Source organism: Pilosibacter sp. NGB245 (assembly GCF_057397225.1).
This window is the reverse complement of the sequence record NZ_CM171584.1, coordinates 344,964-368,975: the sequence shown is the minus strand read 5'-3', so window position 1 is coordinate 368,975 and position 24,012 is coordinate 344,964. Positions and strand designations below refer to the sequence as shown.

General features: G+C 51.2%; 19 protein-coding genes and 4 tRNA genes. 4 read left to right on the top strand and 19 right to left on the bottom strand.

Going from position 1 to position 24,012, the window contains the following annotated elements:
* Positions 1-282: 282 nt before the first annotated feature.
* Positions 283-1,056: an ABC transporter permease gene (locus ACXMYH_RS01675; protein ID WP_486555396.1), complete on the top strand. Its 774-nt coding sequence runs from the start codon at positions 283-285 to the stop codon at positions 1,054-1,056.
* A complete protein-coding gene (locus ACXMYH_RS01670; protein ID WP_486555395.1) occupies positions 1,040-1,723 on the top strand; it encodes an ATP-binding cassette domain-containing protein in 684 nt (227 codons plus the stop codon). The genes ACXMYH_RS01675 and ACXMYH_RS01670 overlap by 17 nt, the downstream gene beginning before the upstream one ends.
* 105 nt (positions 1,724-1,828) lie before the next feature.
* On the opposite strand, the gene ACXMYH_RS01665 is transcribed toward ACXMYH_RS01670, so the two are convergent.
* Positions 1,829-3,193, bottom strand: a complete 1,365-nt coding sequence (locus ACXMYH_RS01665) for an MATE family efflux transporter (RefSeq protein ID WP_486555394.1) — start codon at positions 3,191-3,193, stop codon at positions 1,829-1,831.
* A 130-nt stretch (positions 3,194-3,323) separates the two neighbouring features.
* Between ACXMYH_RS01665 and ACXMYH_RS01660 the strand changes: the two genes are divergently transcribed.
* Positions 3,324-3,395 (top strand) — tRNA-Gly (locus tag ACXMYH_RS01660).
* Between the two features lie 111 nt (positions 3,396-3,506).
* Positions 3,507-5,132, top strand: coding sequence for an IS1182 family transposase (locus ACXMYH_RS01655; protein ID WP_486554761.1), 1,626 nt, complete (start codon positions 3,507-3,509; stop codon positions 5,130-5,132).
* 329 nt (positions 5,133-5,461) lie between these two features.
* Here ACXMYH_RS01655 and ACXMYH_RS01650 read toward each other — a convergent pair whose 3' ends face one another.
* The 18 genes from ACXMYH_RS01650 to ACXMYH_RS01565 all read right to left on the bottom strand — a co-directional run bounded on the left by ACXMYH_RS01650 (position 5,462) and on the right by ACXMYH_RS01565 (position 23,990).
* Complete coding sequence (locus ACXMYH_RS01650) at positions 5,462-7,288, bottom strand: VanW family protein (protein ID WP_486555393.1); 1,827 nt, start codon at positions 7,286-7,288, stop codon at positions 5,462-5,464.
* 359 nt (positions 7,289-7,647) lie between these two features.
* A complete protein-coding gene (locus tag ACXMYH_RS01645; protein ID WP_118298318.1) occupies positions 7,648-8,211 on the bottom strand; it encodes a manganese efflux pump MntP in 564 nt (187 codons plus the stop codon).
* 360 nt (positions 8,212-8,571) lie between these two features.
* A tRNA-Leu gene (locus tag ACXMYH_RS01640) sits at positions 8,572-8,651 on the bottom strand.
* A gap of 45 nt (positions 8,652-8,696) precedes the next feature.
* A complete protein-coding gene (locus ACXMYH_RS01635) occupies positions 8,697-9,953 on the bottom strand; it encodes a PP-loop family protein (RefSeq protein WP_118298406.1) in 1,257 nt (418 codons plus the stop codon).
* 197 nt (positions 9,954-10,150) lie between these two features.
* Positions 10,151-11,971 carry a bifunctional homocysteine S-methyltransferase/methylenetetrahydrofolate reductase gene (locus ACXMYH_RS01630; RefSeq protein ID WP_486555392.1) on the bottom strand — a complete coding sequence of 607 codons (1,821 nt, stop codon included), beginning with the start codon at positions 11,969-11,971 and terminating at the stop codon, positions 10,151-10,153.
* Between the two features lie 199 nt (positions 11,972-12,170).
* A tRNA-Gly gene (locus tag ACXMYH_RS01625) sits at positions 12,171-12,241 on the bottom strand.
* 200 nt (positions 12,242-12,441) lie between these two features.
* Positions 12,442-12,523, bottom strand: a tRNA-Tyr gene (locus tag ACXMYH_RS01620).
* 122 nt (positions 12,524-12,645) lie between these two features.
* On the bottom strand, positions 12,646-14,706 hold the full coding sequence (locus ACXMYH_RS01615) for an alpha-glycosidase (protein WP_215702181.1): 2,061 nt from the start codon (positions 14,704-14,706) through the stop codon (positions 12,646-12,648).
* Positions 14,707-15,406: 700 nt separating this feature from the next.
* Positions 15,407-17,188, bottom strand: a complete 1,782-nt coding sequence (ftsH, locus tag ACXMYH_RS01610; RefSeq protein ID WP_142412095.1) for an ATP-dependent zinc metalloprotease FtsH — start codon at positions 17,186-17,188, stop codon at positions 15,407-15,409.
* Positions 17,189-17,262: 74 nt separating this feature from the next.
* Positions 17,263-17,790, bottom strand: a complete 528-nt coding sequence (gene hpt / locus ACXMYH_RS01605) for a hypoxanthine phosphoribosyltransferase (protein WP_118298322.1) — start codon at positions 17,788-17,790, stop codon at positions 17,263-17,265.
* On the bottom strand, positions 17,783-19,405 hold the full coding sequence (gene tilS, locus ACXMYH_RS01600) for a tRNA lysidine(34) synthetase TilS (RefSeq protein WP_486555391.1): 1,623 nt from the start codon (positions 19,403-19,405) through the stop codon (positions 17,783-17,785). Before tilS ends, hpt begins: the two co-directional genes overlap by 8 nt.
* A gap of 198 nt (positions 19,406-19,603) precedes the next feature.
* Positions 19,604-21,028, bottom strand: a complete 1,425-nt coding sequence (locus ACXMYH_RS01595; protein WP_486555390.1) for a SpoIIE family protein phosphatase — start codon at positions 21,026-21,028, stop codon at positions 19,604-19,606.
* Between the two features lie 243 nt (positions 21,029-21,271).
* Entirely contained in the window at positions 21,272-21,601 is a 330-nt protein-coding gene (locus tag ACXMYH_RS01590) for a septum formation initiator family protein (protein ID WP_118298325.1), read from the bottom strand.
* A 151-nt stretch (positions 21,602-21,752) separates the two neighbouring features.
* Entirely contained in the window at positions 21,753-22,121 is a 369-nt protein-coding gene (gene yabQ / locus ACXMYH_RS01585; protein WP_243106524.1) for a spore cortex biosynthesis protein YabQ, read from the bottom strand.
* A 124-nt stretch (positions 22,122-22,245) separates the two neighbouring features.
* Complete coding sequence (gene yabP, locus ACXMYH_RS01580; protein ID WP_486555389.1) at positions 22,246-22,524, bottom strand: sporulation protein YabP; 279 nt, start codon at positions 22,522-22,524, stop codon at positions 22,246-22,248.
* A 185-nt stretch (positions 22,525-22,709) separates the two neighbouring features.
* Positions 22,710-22,949 carry an RNA-binding S4 domain-containing protein gene (locus ACXMYH_RS01575; protein ID WP_118298407.1) on the bottom strand — a complete coding sequence of 80 codons (240 nt, stop codon included), beginning with the start codon at positions 22,947-22,949 and terminating at the stop codon, positions 22,710-22,712.
* A gap of 175 nt (positions 22,950-23,124) precedes the next feature.
* The gene (locus tag ACXMYH_RS01570; protein ID WP_015552342.1) at positions 23,125-23,400 is read right to left on the bottom strand and encodes an HU family DNA-binding protein; all 276 of its coding nucleotides are present in this window, start codon (positions 23,398-23,400) and stop codon (positions 23,125-23,127) included.
* 197 nt (positions 23,401-23,597) lie between these two features.
* Positions 23,598-23,990, bottom strand: a complete 393-nt coding sequence (locus tag ACXMYH_RS01565) for a MazG nucleotide pyrophosphohydrolase domain-containing protein (protein WP_118322304.1) — start codon at positions 23,988-23,990, stop codon at positions 23,598-23,600.
* Positions 23,991-24,012: the final 22 nt, after the last annotated feature.

Here is a 24,012-nt window from a genome sequence, read left to right as displayed (position 1 = left end):
TTTAGTTTACATAAGTCAGTTTAATCGCTTGAGCCATGAGAAATATCTGTTATAATTTGTAACTGTTCAGTAGGTCTGCGCACTTGCTGCGCTGACCGTAAGAAAACATAGGCTGGAAGGCAAAAATCCCATCAGCGAAGCTGATCTGGAATGGATTTTTGCATGTAACTATGAAGGCACTGAATAGTTACTATAATTTTATTATTACGATTACCTGTAGAAATTCAACCGCTGGAAAACAGCATTGATTTTTATTACACTTTATGAAAGGAGACAGCCGCCATGGATCATCGTTTTTCCGGATTTCTCCGCAGGCTCTCGATCATCCTGTTCTGGATCGTCCTCTGGCAGACCGCAGCCTCCCTGATCCGGAATCATATTTTCCTTGTGGGTCCTGTCGATACGCTGCGGGCGCTCTGTGAGCAGATCCTGCTCCCGGATTTCTGGTCCGCCATCGCGTTTTCTTTCTGGCGGATCAGCATCGGATTCTTTCTGGCATTTTTTCTTGGACTTTTCACCGGATCTCTGGCGTATCGTTTTCCCATCGTGGACGAATTCTTAGAGCCGCCGGTGCAGCTCATGAAGACGGTTCCCGTCGCGTCCTTCGTGATCCTGGCGCTGATCTGGACCGGCTCTAAAAACCTCTCCGTCTTTATCTCGTTCCTCGTGGTCTATCCCATGATCCATGTGAACACGAAAGCCGGGCTGATGTCTGCGGACCGGGAGCTTTTAGAGATGGCGGAAGTCTTTCACGTCCCGTTTATCCGCCGGGCGTTCTATATCTACCGCACAGCACTCTACCCGTACTTAAAAAGCGCCTGCCGCACTGCCCTCGGCATGGGATTTAAGTCAGGGATCGCTGCCGAAGTCATCGGTGTGCCGGACGGTTCCATCGGCGAGGGGCTGTATCTCGCGAAGATCTATCTGAGCACCGCGGAGCTCTTCGCGTGGACGGTTGTCATCATTCTTGTGAGTAGTCTGTTCGAAAAGGGATTCCTGTGGATTCTGAAGAAATGTGCCGGAAAGGGGGCTGATGTGAATGAGTCCGATAAATAAAAAAAATGACACTGCCCTCACACTCCGCTCCGTCACCAAATCCTACGACGGGCAGCCGGTTCTCTCCGATCTCTCCCTGGAATTTTCCTCCGGAACTTTCTACTGTCTGATGGCACCATCCGGAAACGGAAAGACTACAATGTTCCGTCTGATCCTAGGACTTGAAAAGCCGGATTCCGGTGTGATCCTGTTCGGTACACCGACAGAGAATCCCGGCAATAACGACATAAAAGCATCTTCCGGCACGGTATCAAAATCTGATCCCTGCAGGATCCGGGGAATGCGTCCCCTGATCTCCGCAGTTTTTCAGGAAAACCGGCTTCTGGAAGGCTATACCGCCATTGAAAACCTCCGCTTCGCTCTTGGAAAGCGATATTCCAGCGAAGCTCTGACCGCATACCTGCTCCGTCTTCTCCCGGAAGACGCCCTGAATAAGCCTGTCTGTGAATTTTCCGGCGGCATGAAGAGGCGTGTCGCGATCCTGCGCGCGATCCTCGCACCGACCGATATCATTCTCATGGATGAGCCGTTTACCGGTCTTGACGCAGATACCAGGCAGCTCACGATCGATCTGGTCAAAGAGCTCTGCGCCGGAAAACTCCTGATCATCGCTACCCATGCGGAGAACGACGCAGAACTTCTGGGGGCGAAGATCATTCACTTATAAGTCAGGAAAAGCGTTCTCCTGTCCGGTCGTCTCATCAACGGATATCCCTCGGGAAAACGCTTTTTATTATTTATGCACGGTGAAGGCAGTAACAGATTTTTCTCTCTATCTTGCCGCAAACCGCTTATCCAGCTTCCTCATATGGAAGAAGTAGACCACAAACATCAGACCTCCCGTAAACAGCCAGGACGCCACATACACGTTCATCAGCATATCAAAGGTTGTCACCATCCGGAATATTGTTGTGAGCCAGATCAGACGGAACACCACCGTTCCGAGGATCGTGATCACAGAGGGCTCCAGAGATTTTCCGGTTCCCCGCAGACAGGAGCTTGTAACCTCATATGTCGCGGTCAGTCCCTCTAACGAGCACACACGATCCATCCGGATGATCCCGTACGCCGCCACTGCCGCACTCGTCGTGTAAATGCTGACAAAGAAATCCTTTTCAACGATAAAAATCACGCTGAGGATCTCCGTGAATCCAAATCCGAAAAGCAGGCAGAGCCCGAAGATCTTTCTGCACCGCTTCATATTGCCCGCGCCGAAGTTCTGACTTGTAAATGTCACCGCCGCCTGGGCAAAAGCATTGGCAATGTCGTATGTAAAATACTCAAAGTTCAGCGCAAGAGATGAACCCGCGATAGCCGCCTCTCCGAACATATTGATCCCGCTCTGGATAAACACGTTGGAGACAGAGAAGATCGCACCCTGAATCCCCGCCGGAATTCCGATCATAAGGACTCTTTTCAGTTCATTTTTATCAATCCGCATGCGATGGGGCCGGAAGCAGAACTCGTCATCCCTGTTGTACAGATGGGAAAGGATCAGGAATGCGCTGACCATATTGGAAATCAGCGTGGCGATCGCGACTCCCTCAACTCCCATATGGAACCCGATGACAAGCATCAGGTTTAAAATCACATTCAGGACTCCGGAAACAATCAGATAATACATTGGCCTTCTGGTATCCCCGTAGCTTCTCACAATGGCAGATCCAAAGTTGTACGCGACCATAAATGGAATTCCCACAAAATAGATCCTGATATATAAGAGTGCCTGGTCCAACACTGTCTCCGGTGTTCCTGATACCACCAGGATCAGTCTCGCCACCAGCATTCCGATCCCGAGAAGCCCGATCCCGAGAACCACTCCGAATGTCAAAATCGTATGGACCATGCTGTTGATCTTATTCCTGTTCTTCTGGCCTATAAGGTTGGCTAAGACTGCATTCGGTCCCACTGCGAGGCCAACGATCAGGTTCACGAAAATTCCAACCAATGCCACACAGCTTCCCACGGCCGCCAGCGCCTGATCTCCCGCAAATCTTCCCACAACAGCAACGTCCGCTGAATTAAACAGCTGCTGCAAAATACTGCTGAACGCTAACGGTATCGAAAACAGGATCAGTTTTCCTGCCAGTCCTCCGTTTAACATATCCATTTCCTTTGATCTTACTGATGTTTCCAATGGCTTTCTCCTCTTTTGCTTCCATGTGCTGACCTGACCAGTAAATTTTTTCATATCCTCCACAGTATACCACACTTTTCTTATCTTGACACTTCAAAAGATCCATGCTATCATGATGGTAACCTGATACGCACGAGTGGCTCAGTGGTGGAGTATCGCCTTGCCAAGGCGAGGGTCGCGGGTTCGAATCCCGTCTCGTGCTTTCAATGATACAAAAAAGGGGCTGTCGCACTAACGTGCGGCAGCTCATTTCATATTTCCAACACAAAACGCCGAGCTTCGAAAAGCCCGGCGTTCGTGGTATAATCAGTTTATGCGACTAAACAAAATAATACAGAGAGATTATACCTCTTTTTCTCTGTATTATCAAATCAAACTTCCGCTGGATTTAGAGATTTCTATTCCATCTGATGATCCGGTTCGTCTGGTAAGTGCCTTTGTGGAGGAAATGGACCTTTCTGAACTGTATAAAACTTACAGCAGGATCAGAAAAAATCAGGCAACGCCGCGTCAGATGCTGAAACTCGTCATCTATGCAGCAATGAATCGAATCTACTCAAGCAGGGATATCCAAAAGGCATGCAAACGGGATATCAACTTTATGTACCTCCTGGAAGGAATGCCGGCTCCTGACCATGCAACGATCGCGCGTTTTATCTCCCTGCATTTTTCGGCTTGTGCAAAGGTACTGCTTGCCCAAATGTCAGATCTGCTCTATCTTCTTGGTGAGATCTCAGGAAAGACCATTTTTATTGATGGCACCAAGATCGAGTCTGCAGCCAATAAATATACCTTTGTATGGAAACGGGCTATTACGAAAAATCAGGCCCGGTTATACACAAAACTATCTTCTTTTGTGGCTGAATGCGAAGAACTCTATGGAATCAGGACCGTATACCATGACCGGATATCCATCCACACATTAAAACGGTTAAAGAAGCAGTTGTGCCGCATAAAAGTGCAGGAGGGAATTGTGTTTGTACATGGAATCGGGCGTAGAAAAACACAATTACAGAAATCTCTGGAACAGCTGGATCAATATCTGGAGAAACTAAAGGAATATACAAAAAAGCTGTATACGCTTGGGGATAGAAACAGCTATTCCAAAACAGACCCTGACGCAACCTTCATGAGAATGAAAGAGGACGCGATGCTGAATGGACAGTTAAAGCCTGCTTATAACATTCAGCATGGAGTGGATTCCGAATACATCACATGGATCGATATCAGCCCGCACCCTACCGATACACGTACCCTGATCCCGTTTTTGAAAGACATGGAGAATCACCTGGGATTTAAGTATTCAGAAGTCGTTGCAGATGCCGGGTACGAAAGTGAAGAGAACTATCTTTTCATTGAGGAAAACGGACAGACCGCCTATATAAAGCCGCAGAACTATGAGATTTCGAAGACCCGAAAATACAAAAAAGACATCAGTAGAAGGGAAAACATGGAGTACCATGCAGACAGAGACAGCTACATCTGCCTCAACGGAAGGGAACTAACTGTCACAAATGAACGCAGAAGTAAAACAACTAGCGGATATGTCAGTGTAAAAACTTATTACAGAAGCCCAGACTGCACTGGTTGTCCTTATAAAACGGAATGTATCAAGGGAAACAACTGCAAAACACCTATGGAAAAGCGCAATAAAGTGCTGATGGTTTCAAAAACAATGAGCCAGAAACGCGCAGAAGATCTGGAACGGATCACAAGTGAGTATGGAACGATGCTCCGTATGAATCGCAGTATTCAGGCAGAAGGTTCTTTTGCTGACGTAAAAGAGGACATGAATTTTCGAAGATATCTGTATCGTGGAAAGGCAAATGCACTGGCAGAGAGCATCCTTCTGGCGATGGGACGAAATATCAATAAGCTTCATTGCAAGATTCAGACCGGAAGAACGGGAAGTTATCTTTTTCCATTAAAAAGGGCATAGATTTTGATAGTTGAAAACAAAACAGCCTGAAATAAGGCATGCCGAAAGGGATGCCTGGGAATGAACTGCGTTTATAAAGAATGGCATCGAAAACGTGACCGATTTCGATGCCATTTGGGCATAAAGCAGGGCTGCCGCCCAGCAAAAAATATTTGCTAATGCGACAGCCCCTTTTTTTGTATGTTCAAGCCCTGCCGGGCTCGAACGGTTCGATTGTCTACGCTCCGCGACGTCTCGTTCTCCCACACTAAGTCAAAACGCACATCTTCTTTCTCCCATATAATTAAGGTTCTTGAAAGCATGATGTGCGTTTTCTTTATTCTCTCTATTTAATTTCCCGGAAATCCCGCAATATTTCCAATGGCTTCCGCCGGTGCAGCTGCGGTTGTTTCATCACCCGGGCCGTTTGGCGCGGCTGCCGTCGTTGCTTCTGTCGCCGGTGCAGCCGTCGTCGCAGCCTCAGTCGCTGCCGCTGTCGTCGATGCAGCCGTTGTCTCACTGTGTGTGCCCTTCGTCTCAGATCCACCGGTGGATGCCGCTGTTGTCGATGTGCCAGAAGAACCGGCTGCGGTTGTCGCAGCGGCAGAGCTCTCCGGCGCGACGCTCTCGCCCGGAACGTATCCGTCCGGCATTCCGTCTACGGCTGCGGCGGACGTGGACTCAACGGCCGTCGTCTCATCCGGTGAAACCTTCACGGTTCCCGTATTTCTGCGGATCACAGCTGCGTGTCCCTTGTAGGTCTTCGCGTGATCTTCTGTCTTTTCGACAACAGTTCCGTTCTTTGAAACGATCTTATAGGTAACCCAGCGGCTGCCGTTCGTCGCTGCCTTCTGTGTCACCTCGGTGCCCGGATCCAGCGTCGGGTCTTCCACATAGGTCGGCTCCGGCGGCGGAAGTTCATCCGTCTTCTCAGACTCCAGACTCCAGGTGATTCCATCTTCCAGAACCGGTACTCCGTAGAAGGAGACTGTCATCTTCCGGTTGCTGTAGTTCGCGCGGATACCGATGGCCGCCTTTGATGTATTGATAAACCGGAAATCCGGAATATCCCAGCTGATGGCCGCATCCTGTCCCGGAGTTACGTAGTTCGGCTCAAAGGTATGAGATCTTCGGAACGTGATCTGCATACCGGACTGAAATGCCACACGGTACATCGTGGAAGATACCTGGCAGACACCACCGCCCGGCTCCTGAACGACCTCGCCTCCACTGTAGGCAGCCGCTTCCTGATATCCCTTTTCCGCCGTGCGCTGTCCTACAACCTTATTAAAGGAAAATTCCTCACCCGGCTGCACGATGGTTCCGTTGATAGCCCTGGCCGCAAGCTTTACGTTCGTATTTCTCTTCTCGTTAGCGGTCGTCTCCGTCGTAAACGTAGAAAGAGTCTTATACTGCTCCTTCGCGTTCGCTGCGGAAAGCTCCGGCTGGCTCTCACTGACCTCAGCCTGGATCACGGCGTCATAGTTTCCGCTTGTCGCAGCCTCCACAAGATCCTTTATAAGCTTCTCCTGGTTCACAGCCTTGCCCGGAGCTCCGTCCGCAAACAGGAACTTATCCGTCGCGGCGTCATACTCGGAGATCGAGCCGTTCTTCGCCTTCACATCCCATTTTGCCGCTGCGTCTGCCGCTGCCTTTGCCGCTGCGGACTGCAGATCTTCAGAATCTTCCACCGAGAATGTATATTCTCCGCCATTCTTGTCAGCAGAAATCCCGTCCAAAAAGGCATCCAGCTCGGTGTCGATCATATTGTCCGCGTCCACGCTCTCCCCGTTGTAAGAGATCTTCACATTCCACGGAAACTTCGCCTCGATGGCAGCTTTCGCCTCGCTCTTTGTCATTCCCTTTAAAGAAATCCCGTTGACGCTGATATCGGATGCCTGGAATATGGATTCCTCCGCGACCGTATCCGTTGTCTTCTCTTTTCCATGCCCGAACAAGCCGGAAATAAGCCGGATCACTCCGATGATCAGGATCAGGCAGATGATCGCTCCGCCGATCATGATCCGTCGTCTTAAGATCTGTTTTCTCTTCCGCCTCTGCGCCCGGATCCAGGCCGGGGAATGCTGCCTGTACTCGTCTCTCTGGTCTCTCTGGGTTCTGGGATCTCTCTGGTCTCTCGGTCCCCTTGATCCCCTCTGGTCTCTCTCTCTGTTCATGTCTGTATTTTCCTTATTTTACTTTATCAGAATTTATCAGGATGCAACGACAGGGTCCGCACCGAAATGGTGCCGAACCCTGATATGTATCGGTTATGATTATGTAATATCGTTCCAATTACGGTATTTTTACAAAATCTCATCTGTCTGTATCAGACAATTATTCATTATATCGGTACCGGAATGCCTTGTCAAGAACGCCGGGCAACAAAAGTTCACGCTCTTAAAGTTAACACTCTTATCGTCAAAAATGGACCTCAGGAAGTTTTCTCTCCCAAAGATCTATTTTTTCAACTTCTTTATCTGTTCCGGTCCTCTCCTGCTGCCGTTTTTTCGTGATCCGGCCGCGCTTTTCAGGCTCAGCCAAGGAATCCAAGATGCTCCAGCAAAATCTTGATCCCCATGAGGACCAGGATCAGTCCGCCGACAAACTCTGCCTTCGACTTGTACTTCATTCCGAATACATTACCGACCTTCACGCCGATCGCCGACAGGATAAATGTCGTACATCCGATGAAGGTCACTGCCCAGACGATGTTTACATGTAAAAACGCAAATGTCACGCCGACCGCAAGCGCATCGATGCTGGTCGCCACCGCCAGGGCTAACATCGTCTTCACGTCAAAGCTGGCGTTCAGTTCTTCGTCCTCATCCTCTCTGGATTCCTTGATCATATTGATTCCGATGATCCCGAGAAGAACAAATGCGATCCAGTGGTCGATCTGTGTGATCATGGACTCAAACTGGCTTCCGAGAAGGTAGCCGATCGTCGGCATCAGAGCCTGGAATCCGCCAAAATATGCACCGCAGATCAGCGCGTGCTTCGGTTCCATCTTTTTTACCGACAAGCCCTTACAGACAGACACCGCGAACGCATCCATCGACAGTCCTACAGCAAGGATAAAAAGCTCTAAAAGTCCCATAAGTCATGTTCCTCCTAAAAATTGCTTATTTTTTCTGATAAAAAGGAATCCGCTTTCCGGTTTCCCGCGCCGAGCACGCTTTCCTGTGCGATCCTTCCGCCTCGCACATTGCGCATCTCAGGCACGCAGTGCCTTTTTGTTTAACAGAAAATTCCATCGGGATTTCCTCTTAAACAAAAAAAGAGACTCTCTCTGTCATTTTCGACAGATAAGTCTCATCATTTCAAGTAAAGCCAGGAACATTTCCAGTATGTTGACCTTACTGCGCTTTCCGGCGCCGACTACTCCCTTATTCTGGTAAGTCCGTAACTGTATTGTATCGTCACAGTTACATGAGTATCTTTTTGTTCTACAGAAGAGTGCGGATGAAGGGATTTGAACCCCCACGGTTGCCCGCCAGCTCCTAAGGCTGGTGCGTCTGCCAGTTCCGCCACATCCGCGCATTCTCCGATAGACTCTCATTATAGCGTGTTTGAAAAGAATTGTCAATTATGGATTTTCTTCGTCTCCTCATCGTAGTCATCCAGGAAATTGTAACTCCAGTCTCCCTTGTGATATCCGATGACCGTCTTCAGATTGATGTTGTGAACACTGTTGAAGATGTTCATGTCGATCGTGTCACAGCGCTTTCTGAGCTCCGCGATCAGCTCCTTCATCTCGTCGCGCTTCGATCCCTTTTCGCCGCCGCATGTCGCGCAGCGCTCCGTGAAACGGCACGCACACTGGATAAAGTGGAGATGGTTGTAATCTCTCCACGCCTTGATATCCGCCTCGCGGACCATGTACATCGGACGGATCAGCTCCATGCCCTCAAAGTTCTTGCTGTGGAGCTTCGGCATCATGGTCTCGACCTTTCCGCTATACAGCATTCCCATCAGCGTCGTCTCGATCACATCGTCAAAATGATGTCCAAGCGCGATCTTGTTGCAGCCGAGCTCTTTCGCGTGGGAATAAAGATATCCGCGGCGCATTCTCGCGCAGAGATAACACGGGCTCTTATCCACGTCGGCAACGATATTGAAGATATCGCTGTCAAACACCTGGATCGGGATTCCCAGAAGCTTCGCGTTATTTAAGATGATATTCCAGTTGTCCTCATTATATCCCGGATTCATCACGAGAAATACAAGGTCAAACTTCACTTTTCCATGAAGTTTCAGCTCCTGTAAGAGCTTTGCCATGAGCATCGAGTCTTTTCCGCCGGAGATGCAGACCGCAATCTTATCTCCTTCCTTGATCAGCTCGTAGTCATGGACTCCCTTTGTAAACCGTCTCCAGATCGATTTGCGGTATTTTGTGATGATGCTGCGCTCGATCGCCTTCGTGCGCTCCGCGACCTCCTCCTCGTTCATGACCATCATGGACAGGGACAGGCGCAGGAAGGAGCGGTATCCGCCTTCCACGCTTCCGGCGTCAAATCCGGCATCGTCCAGAAGTTCCGCCACATACAGGCTCTTGTTTCCTGTATGGCAGAGCACCCAGACCGGCTTGTCCTTCGGGATCGCCGCGAGAAGTTTTCCAACATTTACGCCCTCTTCCCAGGCCTTTCCCTCTCCGATCGTTCCGGACTCCATGTCCGCCTCCTCCGGATTCTCCAGGTATTCCACCAGCTTGTCCTCCGGGATATTTAACGCGGCATCCATGGACCCCTTTTTATATTCCTCCGCCGGGCGGATGTCGATGATCGTCCGGTCAAACGTTCTTCCATTGATCAGCTCTGCAGCTGTGATCGTCTTAATCATTCTCTTTCTATTCTCCATTTACGGCTGTCGCCCTGATCCGGGCACCGTCTCCTGCTGTTTTTACTTTTCTAAAATATCCGTAACTGTTCAGTACCCTCACACCTACGGGAACCTCCCCCGGAGCTTCCCTTCGGATGCATGGCAAGTTACGAGCAAAAATCCATTCCAAATCGGCTTCGCCGATGGTATTTTTGCCTTCAAGCCTGTGTTTTATTACGGTCAGCGCAGCAAGTGCGCAGACCTACTGAACAGTTACAAATATCCTTCAACATATAAACCCTGTTGAACGGGAATGAAAAATAATATCCGTCCGCGAAGTCCTCCACCAGCTTCATGACTTCCTTCGCAAGCTGGATGCCCACGGCCTCGCCTTCCTTCCGGCTGGCTTTTTCAGGGTATCTCGCGACGATCTCATCCGTCACATTGACGCCCGCGATCTCATTTTTCATGAACATCGCGTTCTTTCTGCTGATGAGCGGCATGATCCCGCAGAGGATCCGCGCCCCGGTCTCATCCTTGATCCGGCGCAGTCTCGCCGCGTCCTCCTCCGTGAATACCGGCTGGGTCAGGAAAAACTCCGCTCCCTCTTCCATCTTCTTCTTTACACGTCCGATCTCCACGTCCAGGTTCTTTCTTCCCTGGTTGATCGCACCACCGTAGCAGAGCGGATTCTTCGCGAAAACATCCTCGTTCATCTCCTTCGCGATCTTCATAAGCCCCGTGGAATCCGAGTTGAACACCGCTTTGACCGTCTGTCTCGCCGTCGACGGGATCGGATCTCCCGTGATGATCAGGAAGTTGTAAATATCATTGATGGCAGCTCCCAGAAACAGGGACCGCATCGCGATCGCATTCCTGTCACGACAGCAGATATGCGGCATCACATTTAATCCCGTCGCCTGGCGCACCTTGTTCGCCATGAGGACGGAATCGACTCTCGTTCTTCCGGACGGGGAATCCGGGAATGTGAGGACATCCACGCCTGCATTCTTTAAAAGATGGGCGGATTCCAGGAGTTTCTCATCATCCGCGTCAAACGGCGGCGCCAGCTCGACCGCGATAAGCTTCTTCTCTTTTCTGTTTCCGTTCTCATCATAGAGGAATCCATGTCTTACCACATGTTCACTCTGTCCGCTGCTCTCCGCCTCTTTTTCCGGAGCACTTTTCTTCAGGATTCCGTCCCGGGCGGACATTTCACGGATAAATTCCGGATCCGTTCCACAGCAGCCGCCGAGAATGTCAGCACCGAGCTCCTGAAGCTCCTTCATCTTCTCCGCAAAATATACCGGGGTGTTGCCAAACTGAAGTTTATTTCTCGTCAAAGTCGGATATCCCGCGTTCGGGATCGCCAGCAGGAATTTATCCCCAGGACGTCCCGCTTTTTCCAGGATCTGGCGCATATGGGCCGGTCCCACACCGCAGTTTAAGCCCACCGCATCGATCTCCGGAACAGCCGCCGCGTCCGCCAAAAGGCGCTTCGCGCTGAGTCCTGCCGCGCTGTAGCCGAACTGGTTCACGGAAAAAGAGACTGCGATGAACATGTCATACTCGGCACGGATCTTTTTGATCGCCGGAAGGATCCCTTCGAGGTCTGCAAACGTCTCAAAGTCCAGGACTTTGACTCCTGTCTCCGCAAACGTCTTTGCGATCTGATAATACTCGTTCGCCGCTGCCGCCGCGTCCTCCGTCCCATTCACCGGGATCGGACCGATATCGCCTGCGATCCAGACGTTCTTCCCGTCCGCCGCGCTCCTTGCGATCTCCACCGCCGCGCGGATGTTCTTCTCAACTTCCGGAAAGCTCTCCTGCAGCGTCTCTGTGTTCGCCGCAAAAGTATTCGTCCGGATAAAATTTGCTCCGGCATTCAGATATTCCTCGTGGGTCTTCTTTACTTTCTCCGGGTCAGAGAGATTCGCAAGCTCCGGGATTTCCTGCGTCTGGTATTTTGCTGCAAAGTAAGTTCCGAACGCGCCGTCGATGATGAGGTTGGTTTCTTTCAGATATTCACGTAAATTCATGCTCGTCCTCCTTGGGGTAAAAAAAGAATGGGCCTTGGCACATTCTCGCGCCGAGCGCGGTCGCTTACGACGATCTTCATCTTCGCGCGAGTGCGCATCTTAGGCACGCAGTGCCTTTTTGTTTAACAGGAAATTCCGTCGGAATTTCCTGTTAAACAAAAAATCGGACCTCTAAATCCAGAGGTCCGACGCTTCAAAAAGCGGGTGATGGGAATCGAACCCACGTATCCAGCTTGGAAGGCTGGTGTTCTACCATTGAACTACACCCGCGTATAAACAATGAGAGGCAGCTGCTGATATGAAAAAATTTTCGTTGGGAGCTCGCTCACATAAGAAAATTTTCTCATATCAGCAGCTATCGCCGTTGCAAACGGCGATTATGGAGCGCAGCTCCATAATACCTCGGAGCCACCCTAATCATCGTCCCATTCCCTTGACATTCTCATCTCTTCAGGTCTTTGCTACCAAAATGGGCGGAGGTGGATTCGAACCACCGAAGCAAGTTGCAGCAGATTTACAGTCTGTCCCCTTTGGCCACTCGGGAATCCGCCCATATCATTCTGACAAGTCAAAATGATACCATACATCGATTCAAAAATCAAGCATTTTTTATGACCAAATGCCCTTGAAAACACTGCGTATTACAGTCCCGGCACACGCACCATGATCGCCATCTACTCGCCTTTACTCCCAATAAAGATCATCGCCCCATTCGCCGCGATCTCCACTTCCATCACACCGTCCGTCACCGGATACCGCACAGTGCCCGCGTTGTACCGCTCCGCATCCGTCGCCATCACGCGGTCCATAAAATCGCCGTTCACTTCCGCTTCCCACACCGGAATCCGGATTCTCTGGGAATAATCCTCACTGTTCACAACGACAACCCCCTGGCCGTCCGCATCAAAACGTCCATACGCGATCACACCATTCTCCGCCAGCAGCGGCTTTAACGCCCCGCGCCGGAACGCCGGAGTCCTGTTCCGGATCCCCGTGAGATACCGGTGAAATTCCGTGAGTTCCAGGTCTTCCTTTCCCCAGGGGAATGTTCTCCGGTTATCCGGGTCCGTCCAGCCAAAGACGCCAGCCTCATCACCGTAATAGATCGTCGGTGCCCCCGGCCATGTCATCTGGATCACCGCGCCGGAGCGGAAGGTTCCGTAATTCACGCCGATCTCCGCTTTCTCCGCATCCTCCGGCTTATAAAGCCGTCCCACGACGCGGTTCGTCCTCGTGAGGAATCGCGAATGGTCATGGTTTGAAAGTTCATTCATCGCCGCATAGAGAGATCCCGTCTGCATCCGGCTCATGTTGGAGAGCATGGAGCACATGAACGCCTGACTGTTGTGCAGAAGGTGGTCATCCTTCCGCTCGCTGTGCTTTTCCAGACCGGTCAGGAACCAGGATACCGGTTCCATGAACGCGTCATAATTCATCACCGTATCCCACTGGTCCCCGGAAAGCCATGTTGTGGCATCCCCGTAATGTTCCGCCAGGATCAGCGCGTCCGGATTCGCCTCCTTTACGACCTTCCGGAAATCTCTCCAGAACCGGTGGTTCATCTCCGGCGAATGACCGAGATCCGCCGCCACATCGAGACGCCAGCCATCGATCGAGTACGGCGGGGAAAGCCACCGTTTCGCGATATCGAGCACATACTGATACAGCTTTTCCGATCCCTCATAATTTAATTTCGGCAGCGTGTTATGTCCCCACCAGCCTTCGTAGGAGTCATTGTCCGGCCAGCCGTTCGCATCCTTAAACAGAAAGAAATCCCGGTACGGACTGTCCGCTGAGAGGTATGCACCCGGCTCATACCCGCCGTCCTTCTCATAGATCTTCTCACGGTCCATCCACTTGTTGAAAGACCCGCAGTGATTAAAAACTCCGTCCAGGATGATCCGCATGCCCCGCTTGTGGACTTCCTGCACAAAACGGGCAAAAAACGCATCACTCGCCGCCAGGTTCTCCCGGTCGGAGGTCCGCACGGAATACCGCTTCGCATTGCGGTTATCCGACGCATCCGCCGCCACAAGTTCCCCTTCATCCTTCACGATCACCCCGTAATGAGGATCGATATGTTCATAATCCTGGCAGTCATACTTGTGATTCGACGGGGACACAAACACCGGGCTCAGGTAGAGCACTTCCACCTTCAGGCTCTGCAAATAGTCGAGTTTGTCCCAGATTCCCTGGATGTCGCCGCCGTAAAACCGGTCCACATCAAGGACGGAAAGCCGCTCATTCCATTTTTCCACCTTCGCCACCGGAAATCCGATGTAGACATATTCGTCTCCCAGGACATCGTTCGTCGGATCCCCGTTATTAAACCGGTCCACGAAGATCTGGTACATCAGGGCGCCTTTCGCCCACTCCGGTACATGGAATCCAGGTGTGATCACAAACGGAGCGTCCATCCCTCCCGGCTCCGACACACCGAGGCGGTTATAGTGACAGACTTCGTCTCCTTTTACAACCTCAAAATCATATATCAACGGGGTCTCCCCCAGTTGGATCGTTCTCTCATAAAAATCAAATCTTCCGGCCGTCTCCGCCTTCTCAAGCTCCAGCCGCCTGCACTCATTCCGGTTTCCGCCATCACGGATCACCGCGTATACATGGTCCACGTCCCCGGCCCCGGTCCGGAATCTTATCTTAACATTCTCCCCGCACTCCGGCTCTTCCGGGATGCGGTACTCTCTCGTTCCATCGCTGAAAAGTGCCGCCTTCAACATTTTGAATGGCCTCCTTGTTGGTCTGATGCAGCCTCTCTTGCGATATCCGGGCTGCATTTTCTGTATCTGTTCTCACTCATTTCTCACAAATGTTATTATACAGGATTATATCCCCATTTGCACGTTTTTTCTGAAAGTTCACTCCGGCGATCCTCAAAAACTGTTTTTGCAGATTAAAAAGAATGTGCCTCGGCACATTCGGGCGCCTCGCGCGGTCGCTTGTGACAACCTTCATCTTCGCGCGAGTGCGCATCTTAGGCACGCAGTGCCTTTTAGGTTAACCGGAAGTTCCATCGGAATTTCCGGTTAACCTAAAAATCTGAAGCTCCCGCACGGCACAGCAGGATCCTCAGATTTTTTCTTTAAAAATGGGCAGAAAGAAAGCCAGCGGGGGGAACCACTGGCTTTCTTCCGGAAAAGGTATTATGTCTCTTATGGGGTATAGCAAAAACTATATAATGTATTGGGGGGTTACGAGTAGTAATATAGCATAGGAGTCCGGATAAGTGTGCACAAACATTTAAAAACATGAAAAATTTTTTTGTTCATATTGCCACCGCTCCGGTTTTCTTTGTGCATTTTTGTCATTGTAAGTAAAAAATCGACGTTTGCCTGCATTTCTTTTGCACAAACGTCGATTTACTTAAGCTTCTAAAGTTTTCTGTTGTGAGATCTTCTGCCGGGGTGCAAATCCGAAACCTTACTCTAACTCCGGCTTCTCCGTTCCCTCAACGAACAGGCTGTCAAACTCTTCCTGTCCGATCTTTTCCTTCTCGATCAGAAGAGCGGCACACTTATGAAGGATGTCCTCATGTGCCAGGATGATCTCCTTCGCCTTCGCGTAGCACTCATCGATGATCCTCTTGACCTCGCTGTCGATATCGGAAGCAACACGCTCACCGTAAGATCTCGTATGCGCCAGATCTCTTCCGATGAAGACTTCGTCATCGTCGCTGCCGTAGTTGATCATTCCGAGCTTCTCAGACATTCCGTACTGGGTTACCATCGCGCGGGCGATCGCAGATGCCTGCTTGATATCCTGGGATGCCCCCGTCGTCACGTCTCCGAAGATGATCTCCTCCGCGATCCGGCCGCCGAGAGAAACCATAATGGTCTCCAGCATCTTATTCTTTGTGTTGAACATCTCGTCCTTCTCAGGAAGCGGCATCGTATATCCTGCCGCGCCCATTCCGGTCGGGATGATGGAGATCGTGTGGACCGGTCCGACATCCGGGAGTTCATGGAACAGGATTGCATGACCTGTCTCATGGTAAGCTGTGATCTTCTTTTCTTTCTCGGAGATCACCTTGCTCTTCTTCTCCGCGCCGATCCCGACTTTGACGAACGCCTGCTCGATATCAGCCTGGAGAATATAGCGGCGCGCCTGCTTTGCCGCAAGGATCGCAGCCTCGTTTAAGAGGTTTTCCAGATCTGCTCCGGTAAATCCGGCCGTCGTCTGTGCTACTTTCTCTAAGTTCACATCGTCGCCCAGCGGTTTTTCCTTCGAGTGGACCTTTAAGATCTCCTCGCGTCCGCGGATATCCGGTTTTCCAACTCCGACTTTCCGGTCGAAACGGCCCGGACGCAGGATCGCCGGATCCAGGATGTCCACGCGGTTTGTCGCCGCCATCACGATAATTCCTTCATTGACTCCGAAACCATCCATCTCAACGAGGAGCTGGTTTAACGTCTGCTCACGCTCGTCATGTCCGCCGCCCATACCGGTACCGCGGCGTCTCGCAACGGCATCGATCTCATCGATAAAGACGATGCACGGAGCGTTTTTCTTCGCGTCCTCAAAAAGATCGCGTACACGGGAAGCGCCGACACCGACGAACATCTCGACGAAATCTGATCCGGAGATCGAAAAGAACGGAACTCCCGCCTCACCGGCAACCGCCTTCGCGAGAAGTGTCTTACCGGTTCCCGGAGGTCCTACCAAGATCACGCCCTTCGGGATCCTGGCACCGACATCCGTATATTTCTTCGGATTTTTCAGGAAATCAACGATCTCTTCCAGTTCTTCCTTCTCCTCCTCGAGTCCTGCAACCTTGGAGAAGTTCACGGAATTCGTCCGGCTCATCTTCGCACGGCTCTTTCCAAAATTCATCATCTTGGAGTTTCCGCCGCCGCCCCCGCCGACTCTCGCGTTCATGAACATAAACATGAACATGATCACAACGGCGCTCAAAGCGACCGGGATAATGACAGACATCAGGTAGTTCTCCTGTGGGACATTCTCAACGACGTAGTCGATGGAATTGTCCTGGAGAAGTTTTTCCGCGTCCTTGACATCGGATACTGCAACCGTTGCCCGGTCCCCGCTCTTTAAGAGGATATCCAGGGTACCTGTCGGCGGCTGCTGGTTCTGATTGATCTCCACGGATTCGATCGTCTTATTCTCGACGGCCACCATAAATTCCTGGTGGGTCATCTCCTGGCTGAATAAGCTCCCCTGGCTCGTCAGGCTGGACGCGAACATGATGAGCGCGATCACAAGCAGGACAAGGCCAAGTCCGCGGAACTGCTGGTTCTGTTTCAACTTGGGGTGCCTCCTTACTGCTGCTCCACAACGCCGATGAACGGAAGGTTGCGGTATTTCTGGTCATAATCGAGGCCATAGCCTACAACGAACTCATCCGGGATCGTAAAGCAGGTGTAATCAACCTTCACCTGTTTCTTGACACGGCGCTCCGGTTTGTCGAGCAGTGTGCATAAGTGGATGGAATTCGGATTTCTCTTGTGTAAGATATCGATCAGGTATGCGAGAGTCCGTCCGGAATCGATAATATCTTCGACGATCAGGACATTCTTTCCCTCTAACGGCTGATCTAAGTCTTTTACGATCTTTACAACGCCGGAAGACTGGGTTCCGCTTCCGTAGCTGGATACGGACATAAAGTCAAGCGTTACCGGAACGGTCAGGCGTTTTGCGAGCTCGCAGGTAAAGAATACGCCGCCCTTTAAGATGCAGATCAGGTGAACTTCTTTTCCTTCATAGTCCTTATTGATCTGGTCCGCGATCTCTTTGATCCGCTTGTCTACTTCTTCTTCACTTAATAATACACGAATTTTATCAGCCATGGTCTTCTCCTTTGCAATTCCAGATGCCTGCTCTCCCACCGCCGTCTTCCGACCGGTCTCCCCCGTCAGGCAGGATCATCTCCGCCTCCAGGACACGTTCAGTCTCATCTGTTATTTTATAATAATCACTGATCCGGTATCCGATCACCCATAATATATGGTCTCCGTCCGCCAGGACCGGAATTCGGTCCCGCTCTTTTTCCGGGATCTTTTCATCGATCATAAACCTTCCGAGCTTCTTTTTTCCTCCGCCGGAAAGTGTGAAATAATCCCCGTTTTTCCTGTATCGTATGGATAATCCATCTTTTATTTTATCATAGTCAAACCATTTCGTATACTGGTTTTTCGGAATTTCCAGTTCTTTTTTCCGTTGGGTGACATGAAGGCGGATCATGGTCGGACCGAGCTGCAGGATCTTTCTCTCTCCCGCTTCCGGATCGATCTTCTTTTTTTCTGTATCCAAAAGCGCTTCGCAGGATAAAGTTTTCAGACCTGCCATTTTCACCTCTGTGCATTCCAGGTCCTCTGCATTTTTCCTGAATTTATAGGCCGAAATGTCCCCAGTCTTCTCTCTTCTTTCTTTTTCTCCCACCTGGCACACTTTCCGGATCTCCAATGTCTCATACCCGCGGACCGCCTGCAGACCATACGGAAGGTCCGCAATACAGCCGCCGCCCGGACCGGAAAGATCCATGACCAGCCGGATGTGACGCTCCGTGATGTCTTTCGCCTTCCCGGCGGCATTTAAGATCATTCGGCGGATGATGTAGGTTTTTAATATTTCGGGCTGGGGATCAAGGATTTCGGTGCGGATCTTTACAGAATTTCCGGTTCGGCTCTTTTCCTTCCGCTCACCTTCCCTTAAGACCCGCTCCGCTTCCGCCTCGAAATACGCATCCGCTTTGGCAGCAAACTCCGACACCGCCAGGATATGTTCCGCCGCCCGGCTGTTGATGTTCTCCGTCACCCAGGGCAGGAGCTCGTTGCGGATCTTATTTCTCGTGTAATCATTCTCCTTGTTTGTGGAATCTTCACACCAGGAATGTTCCCGTGATGTCAGGTATTCCTCGATCTCTTTCCGGGAGACGCATAATAATGGGCGGATGATCTCCGCTCTCACCGGCCGGATTCCCGAGAGCCCGGGAAGTCCGCTCCCGCGGAAGAGATTTAAGAGCACCGTCTCCGCATCATCGTCCTCATGATGGGCGACGGCGATCTTCGCACAGCCGTATTTTTCCGCCGTCTCCTTCAGATGGCGGTAGCGCAGGATCCGCCCGGCTTCCTCCGTCGACAACCCGTGATCCGCGGCATATGATCCTACTTTCTCATGCACCACGGTAAGCGGAACCCCCATCCGCCCGCAGAGTTCCTTCACGAACCGCTCATCCCGGTCCGCCTCCGCGCCGCGGATCCCGTGGTTCATATGGAATGCAGAGACATGAATCCCGAGTTCTGCTGCCAGTTCACACAAAAGCAGCAACAGGCAGACGGAATCCGCGCCGCCCGATACCGCCGCCAGGACCCCGTCTCCCCGGTCTGTCATATGATTTTTTCGCATAAAGGCAAGAACCTTCTGCCGGAACCGACCGATTCCTGCATTCATTTTTTCGTTCATTTTTTTCTCCGTTTTTCTTTTATCGCATTGATCCTATCTCTTCATCCTCAGCTTTCCCGGATTTTCACCATTCATCACACGACGGATCCATCCTGTTCCAACCTGGTCTATGAAGTTTTTCACCTGCGCTTTTACGCTCAGATCAGTAAACCCGCCTTCTGAGGGCAGCTTCCATTTCCAAATTCTTCCCGCCGCGTATCACCCGTAGATCCCGCCGACCAATACCGTCATGTCATCACGCGGCTCTCCCTCAAACGACAGCGCAAACGTCAGGATCATCTCCGCCGTCTCCTGCACACCGGCGTCGGGCAGCCCGTCGAGGAAATCCCGGAAAGTCTGCTCCTTTTCCGCCCCCGGCATCGCATCGAGAACGCCGTCGCTCACCAGGATGATCTTGTCCCCGTCCCAGAGTTTCCGCGATATCATCACCGGCTCCACGGGATTCAATACTCCTGCTGGAACCGTCTCCGACTCCAGGATCTCCGCCTCCCCGCCGGATCTCCGTTCCGGCAGGAGAAAGGACGCCGCCGCCCCGAGTTTCATCATCTCCAGAACGCCCGTGTAAAGATTTACAAGTCCCAGATCCAGCGTCGCCGGCCGGTCGCCCATCCCGCTCAGCAAAAGCACCGTATTGATCAGCTTCAGCGTCGATCTCGCGGAGAATCCCGTGTCGAGAAGCTGTTCCGCGAGCTCCATGACCCGCCCGCTGTCCGCCCCCGCCGCCGGTCCGCTCCCCATTCCGTCTGAGAGGCTCAAAGCGACCTGCCCTGGGAGTGTGTTCCGGAACATATAGTTGTCGCCGGAGACCTCTTCTCCCTCTTTCGGGGTCCTCGCAGCTCCAAACAACAGCCGGTAATTTCCTTTTTCGATCAGGCGCACCGTGGAAGTTTTTCTTGTGACCAGCGTCTTTCCGTTCCGCGATGGGACAAACTCCGCGCCGGCAGCCTGTCCGAACAGCGCCGCCATGTCCTTCACAGTTACACAGCGCCCGTTTGCTGTCCGCACCGTAAGGAATGCTTCCCGTCTTCCGTCCCCATACTTCAGGACCAGCATGTCCTCCAATGCAATCCTGCGTTTCCGGAATGCAGACCGGACCGCCGGGATCAGCGTCTCCGTCACGTCCGCCGCCTGCTCCATCTGTCCGGAAAACTCCCCGAGGATCCCCGCCATCTCCTCAAACTGCAGCATGACTGCGTCCCGGCTCTCGAGGAACCGGTTCTTCCAGGCGAGATTCATCGTGGAGCGTCCGAGACTCCGGTTCAATTCTCTGAGATAATCCGTCTTTTTCCGACACCTGTCCAGAAACTCCCTGGGCATGTCCGGGTACTCCAGCGCACCTTTTTTCTCGAATGCGCGGAGCAGATAATATAGGAAATAATGTTCCCCGTCCTGTTCATCCAGGCACTCCTGCTTCATGCCGCACCTGTCGCAGCTCCCACAGACCATTGATGCCGCCGATTCCAGCGCCGCGATCCCGTCCTCTCTGGAAAGTCCCGGATCTTCACCGGATTTTTTCATGATCTTTGCGAGCTGCCCCAGTGAATCCGAGATCTCCGCGAGTCTTTCCGCCGCATATCCCCCGGCTCCGGACAACTTTCTATGTATCTCCCGATCTCCAAACACAAAAATTCCCTCCTAACCTGCGTACCCTGTCACGAAAGACCATCCAGGTCTCCATGACCAGCCAAACGACGCGGAATACGCCATTTTATTATATGCAGGCAGGCGGGAAATATTTGTCGGATTCCCGTATTCAGTTTTTAAAAATTTACGACATCATCTGCGCTGATTTGAGCCAGACATTCATCCACTGTCATTTTACAGATGATGCGGCATACAAGTCTTTCAGATGATCCGCCATGAACATCAGTTGGATTCATCCGCTTTAAAAAGGATCTCATCCTTATTTACAAGTCCCAGTTTTTCTTTTGCGACTTTCTCGATATACTGTTTCGTCTGGACATACACACGGTACTCTTCGAGTTCGGCGGCTCGCGCCTCCTCCTTCGCCAACGTCTTCTCGAGTGCCTGTTCCCGTGCCTGGTATTCCAGATCACGTTCTCTCAGGGAAGTTCCGCCGATATGGACAACCACAGCAAGGCTTCCTACGACCACCGTGATCCCGATCAGCGCCATCCGGTTACCCAGACTGTTTCTCGATCTTCTTTTGTTCCGTCTGTTCCGGTTTTCTCCCATGACTCCTCGCTTCCTTCTTGATCTTGCCTTCTATCCTGATCAACCGGTCCATTCCGTTTCCCGTGCATGAACGCTCACATTCATGACAGGCAATCCATTTTCCTGTGGATTTTCCACACTCCCACATGTTTCCGGGAATGACCTTTTATTTCTACATTTCAGACTGCCTGTTTCTTCTCTTTTCTGAGGCAGTTTTTCTTTTAATTTTATACCATTTTTTCAGCTTTTTCAATAGGTGGAACACATTCCTGCTGATGATTTTATCATAAAAGATCATGCCGAAAAACACGCAGGCGATCACATAGGCACGGACGATCCCGCTGTTCTCATAAAACAGCAGAAGAAAGGTCATGACAGCTGCGCAGATCCAGTAAAAAAAGTCCTCGATCCCCGTCCAGACCAGCCCGTGCGGAACAAAAAAGCGGAACCATCTTAACAGATCATAGCTTGCCATCAGAATGCATCCCAGCACGAAACTCATCCAGACAAGTCTCACTTCCATGGCAAGATATGTGCTCACTCTGCGATTCCTCCACAATTAAAAATCCATTCCGCATCGGCTTCGCCGATGGGATTTTTGCCTTCCACCCCATGTTTTATTACGGTCAGCGCAGTAAGTCTGCAGACCTACTGAATCGTTACTATTATTTAAACAGTTTCGCCCAGAAGCTTCCCCCGCTCTTCGTGCCGCCGCCCGCCGAGTACACAAGGCTGTCCGTCCTGCCCTCAATGTCGATCTCGCCCTTTTCCAGGCTCAGCCTGTTCACATGGAGGTCTTTCCCCTTGATGGTCAGAAGTCCCATGTCCGTGTCCAGCACGATGGTATTCTCATCGAACGAGATCACATCCAGGATCCCCGTGAGATTTCCCCGATCCCGGTTATTCAAAACGATCTTATGCGCCATTCCCGGATTCTCTTCCATAAAGCACCTCCCGCATGTAAATCTGCCGCAAGCGACCGCGCCCGACGCAAAAATGCGCCGGCGTACATTCTCTTTTATATATATGATGGGAATAAAAATTTATGCCCACAGGCAGCGATCTCCGGGATGCCTTTTTCCCGGGGCATAAAGAAAACCTCACAGACTTATCGCCGTGAGGTTCCTTATTAAATATATTCGAACATTTCCTTCGTATCTTCCTTGCGGATCGTCTCCTGCACACTCGTCACACGCACCTTCACGGCCTTTGTTCCGAATGCGACCTCGATCACATCCCCGACCTTCACTTCCGCGCTGGCTCTCGCGACCTTGTCATTTAACATGACACGACCGCTGTCGCACGCCTCGTTTGCCACGGTTCTCCGCTTGATGATACGGGATACTTTCAGATATTTGTCTAACCGCATAACTGCTCCTTTTCGCGGCGATACCGCCGCCAGAATTCCTGCTGCCCGCCCCGGGCGGACACGTTTTCCCGGAAACAATAACCCCTCCGCAACGCACGTTCGCATCACAGAGGGGATTCACATGACCCGTCGCGATCAGGTCAAATTTATAAGTCAGTTCATTCCGAAAACAGAATTAAGCGTTTACCATATCCTTTAAAGCCTTACCAGCTTTGAATTTCGGGTTCTTGGAAGCTGCGATTGTGATCTTCTCACCTGTAAGCGGGTTTCTTCCCTCTCTTGCTTCTCTCTCGGATACTTCGAATGTACCGAAACCAACTAACTGTACTTTCTCACCTTTAACTAACTCTGCTGCAATAACATCTGTGAAAGCCTTCAGTGCCTTCTCAGCATCTTTCTTGGAAAGTTCTGCCTGCTCAGCAACTGCTGCGATTAATTCTGTCTTGTTCATTTGTTTTATTTCCTCCTAAAATTCATTTCAAAACCCGCGGACAAAGCCTGCCCGAAGGACCTTTGCATTGCACTCTTACATTTATATATGTTTCTGCATTCTTTGTCAAGGAGTTTTGCCCGATTTTACCGTGTTTTTCAGCGTTTTTCCCTTCCCGTACACACGTCTTCCCGGACATGCACAGGAACCGCATTTTGTCAATGCTTTCCGGCTTTTTTCTTCATTTCCCGTTCCTGTTTTTTGATCGCTTCCCAGAGATCTTTCTCATCCTCGACCTCCGGAATTTCACCTCCGAAGATCCTCGGATGACGGCGGATCATCTTCTCGCAGATCCCATTTACCACGTCATCCACGTTGAAATTTCCGCGCTCCGCCTCGATCTCACTGTGGAACATGACCTGGAACAGGACATCCCCGAGCTCCTCACAGAGATTTTCCGTATCCCCGCTATCGATCGCCTCCAGCACCTCCGCACATTCCTCCACGAGATGCTTTTTTAGCGTCTCATGATCCTGCGCCCGGTCCCAGGGACAGCCGTCCTCTGCACGCAGCGTCTTCATGATCTGCTTTAAATCTTCAAACGTATACATGATGATTTCCTCATTTCTTTTT

Excerpts from the sequence above, each read along its gene's own strand:
- ACXMYH_RS01675 (WP_486555396.1), top strand. The coding sequence starts at position 283 with ATGGATCATCGTTTTTCCGGATTTCTCCGCAGGCTCTCGATCATCCTG.
- ACXMYH_RS01670 (WP_486555395.1), top strand. The coding sequence starts at position 1,040 with ATGAGTCCGATAAATAAAAAAAATGACACTGCCCTCACACTCCGCTCC.
- ACXMYH_RS01655 (WP_486554761.1), top strand. The coding sequence starts at position 3,507 with ATGCGACTAAACAAAATAATACAGAGAGATTATACCTCTTTTTCTCTG.
- ACXMYH_RS01650 (WP_486555393.1), bottom strand. The coding sequence starts at position 7,288 with ATGAACAGAGAGAGAGACCAGAGGGGATCAAGGGGACCGAGAGACCAG.
- ACXMYH_RS01645 (WP_118298318.1), bottom strand. The coding sequence starts at position 8,211 with ATGGGACTTTTAGAGCTTTTTATCCTTGCTGTAGGACTGTCGATGGAT.
- ACXMYH_RS01635 (WP_118298406.1), bottom strand. The coding sequence starts at position 9,953 with ATGATTAAGACGATCACAGCTGCAGAGCTGATCAATGGAAGAACGTTT.
- ACXMYH_RS01630 (WP_486555392.1), bottom strand. The coding sequence starts at position 11,971 with ATGAATTTACGTGAATATCTGAAAGAAACCAACCTCATCATCGACGGC.
- ACXMYH_RS01615 (WP_215702181.1), bottom strand. The coding sequence starts at position 14,706 with ATGTTGAAGGCGGCACTTTTCAGCGATGGAACGAGAGAGTACCGCATC.
- ftsH (WP_142412095.1), bottom strand. The coding sequence starts at position 17,188 with ATGTTCGCGTCCAGCCTGACGAGCCAGGGGAGCTTATTCAGCCAGGAG.
- hpt (WP_118298322.1), bottom strand. The coding sequence starts at position 17,790 with ATGGCTGATAAAATTCGTGTATTATTAAGTGAAGAAGAAGTAGACAAG.
- tilS (WP_486555391.1), bottom strand. The coding sequence starts at position 19,405 with ATGAACGAAAAAATGAATGCAGGAATCGGTCGGTTCCGGCAGAAGGTT.
- ACXMYH_RS01590 (WP_118298325.1), bottom strand. The coding sequence starts at position 21,601 with ATGGGAGAAAACCGGAACAGACGGAACAAAAGAAGATCGAGAAACAGT.
- yabP (WP_486555389.1), bottom strand. The coding sequence starts at position 22,524 with ATGGAAGAGAATCCGGGAATGGCGCATAAGATCGTTTTGAATAACCGG.
- ACXMYH_RS01575 (WP_118298407.1), bottom strand. The coding sequence starts at position 22,949 with ATGCGGTTAGACAAATATCTGAAAGTATCCCGTATCATCAAGCGGAGA.
- ACXMYH_RS01570 (WP_015552342.1), bottom strand. The coding sequence starts at position 23,400 with ATGAACAAGACAGAATTAATCGCAGCAGTTGCTGAGCAGGCAGAACTT.
- ACXMYH_RS01565 (WP_118322304.1), bottom strand. The coding sequence starts at position 23,990 with ATGTATACGTTTGAAGATTTAAAGCAGATCATGAAGACGCTGCGTGCA.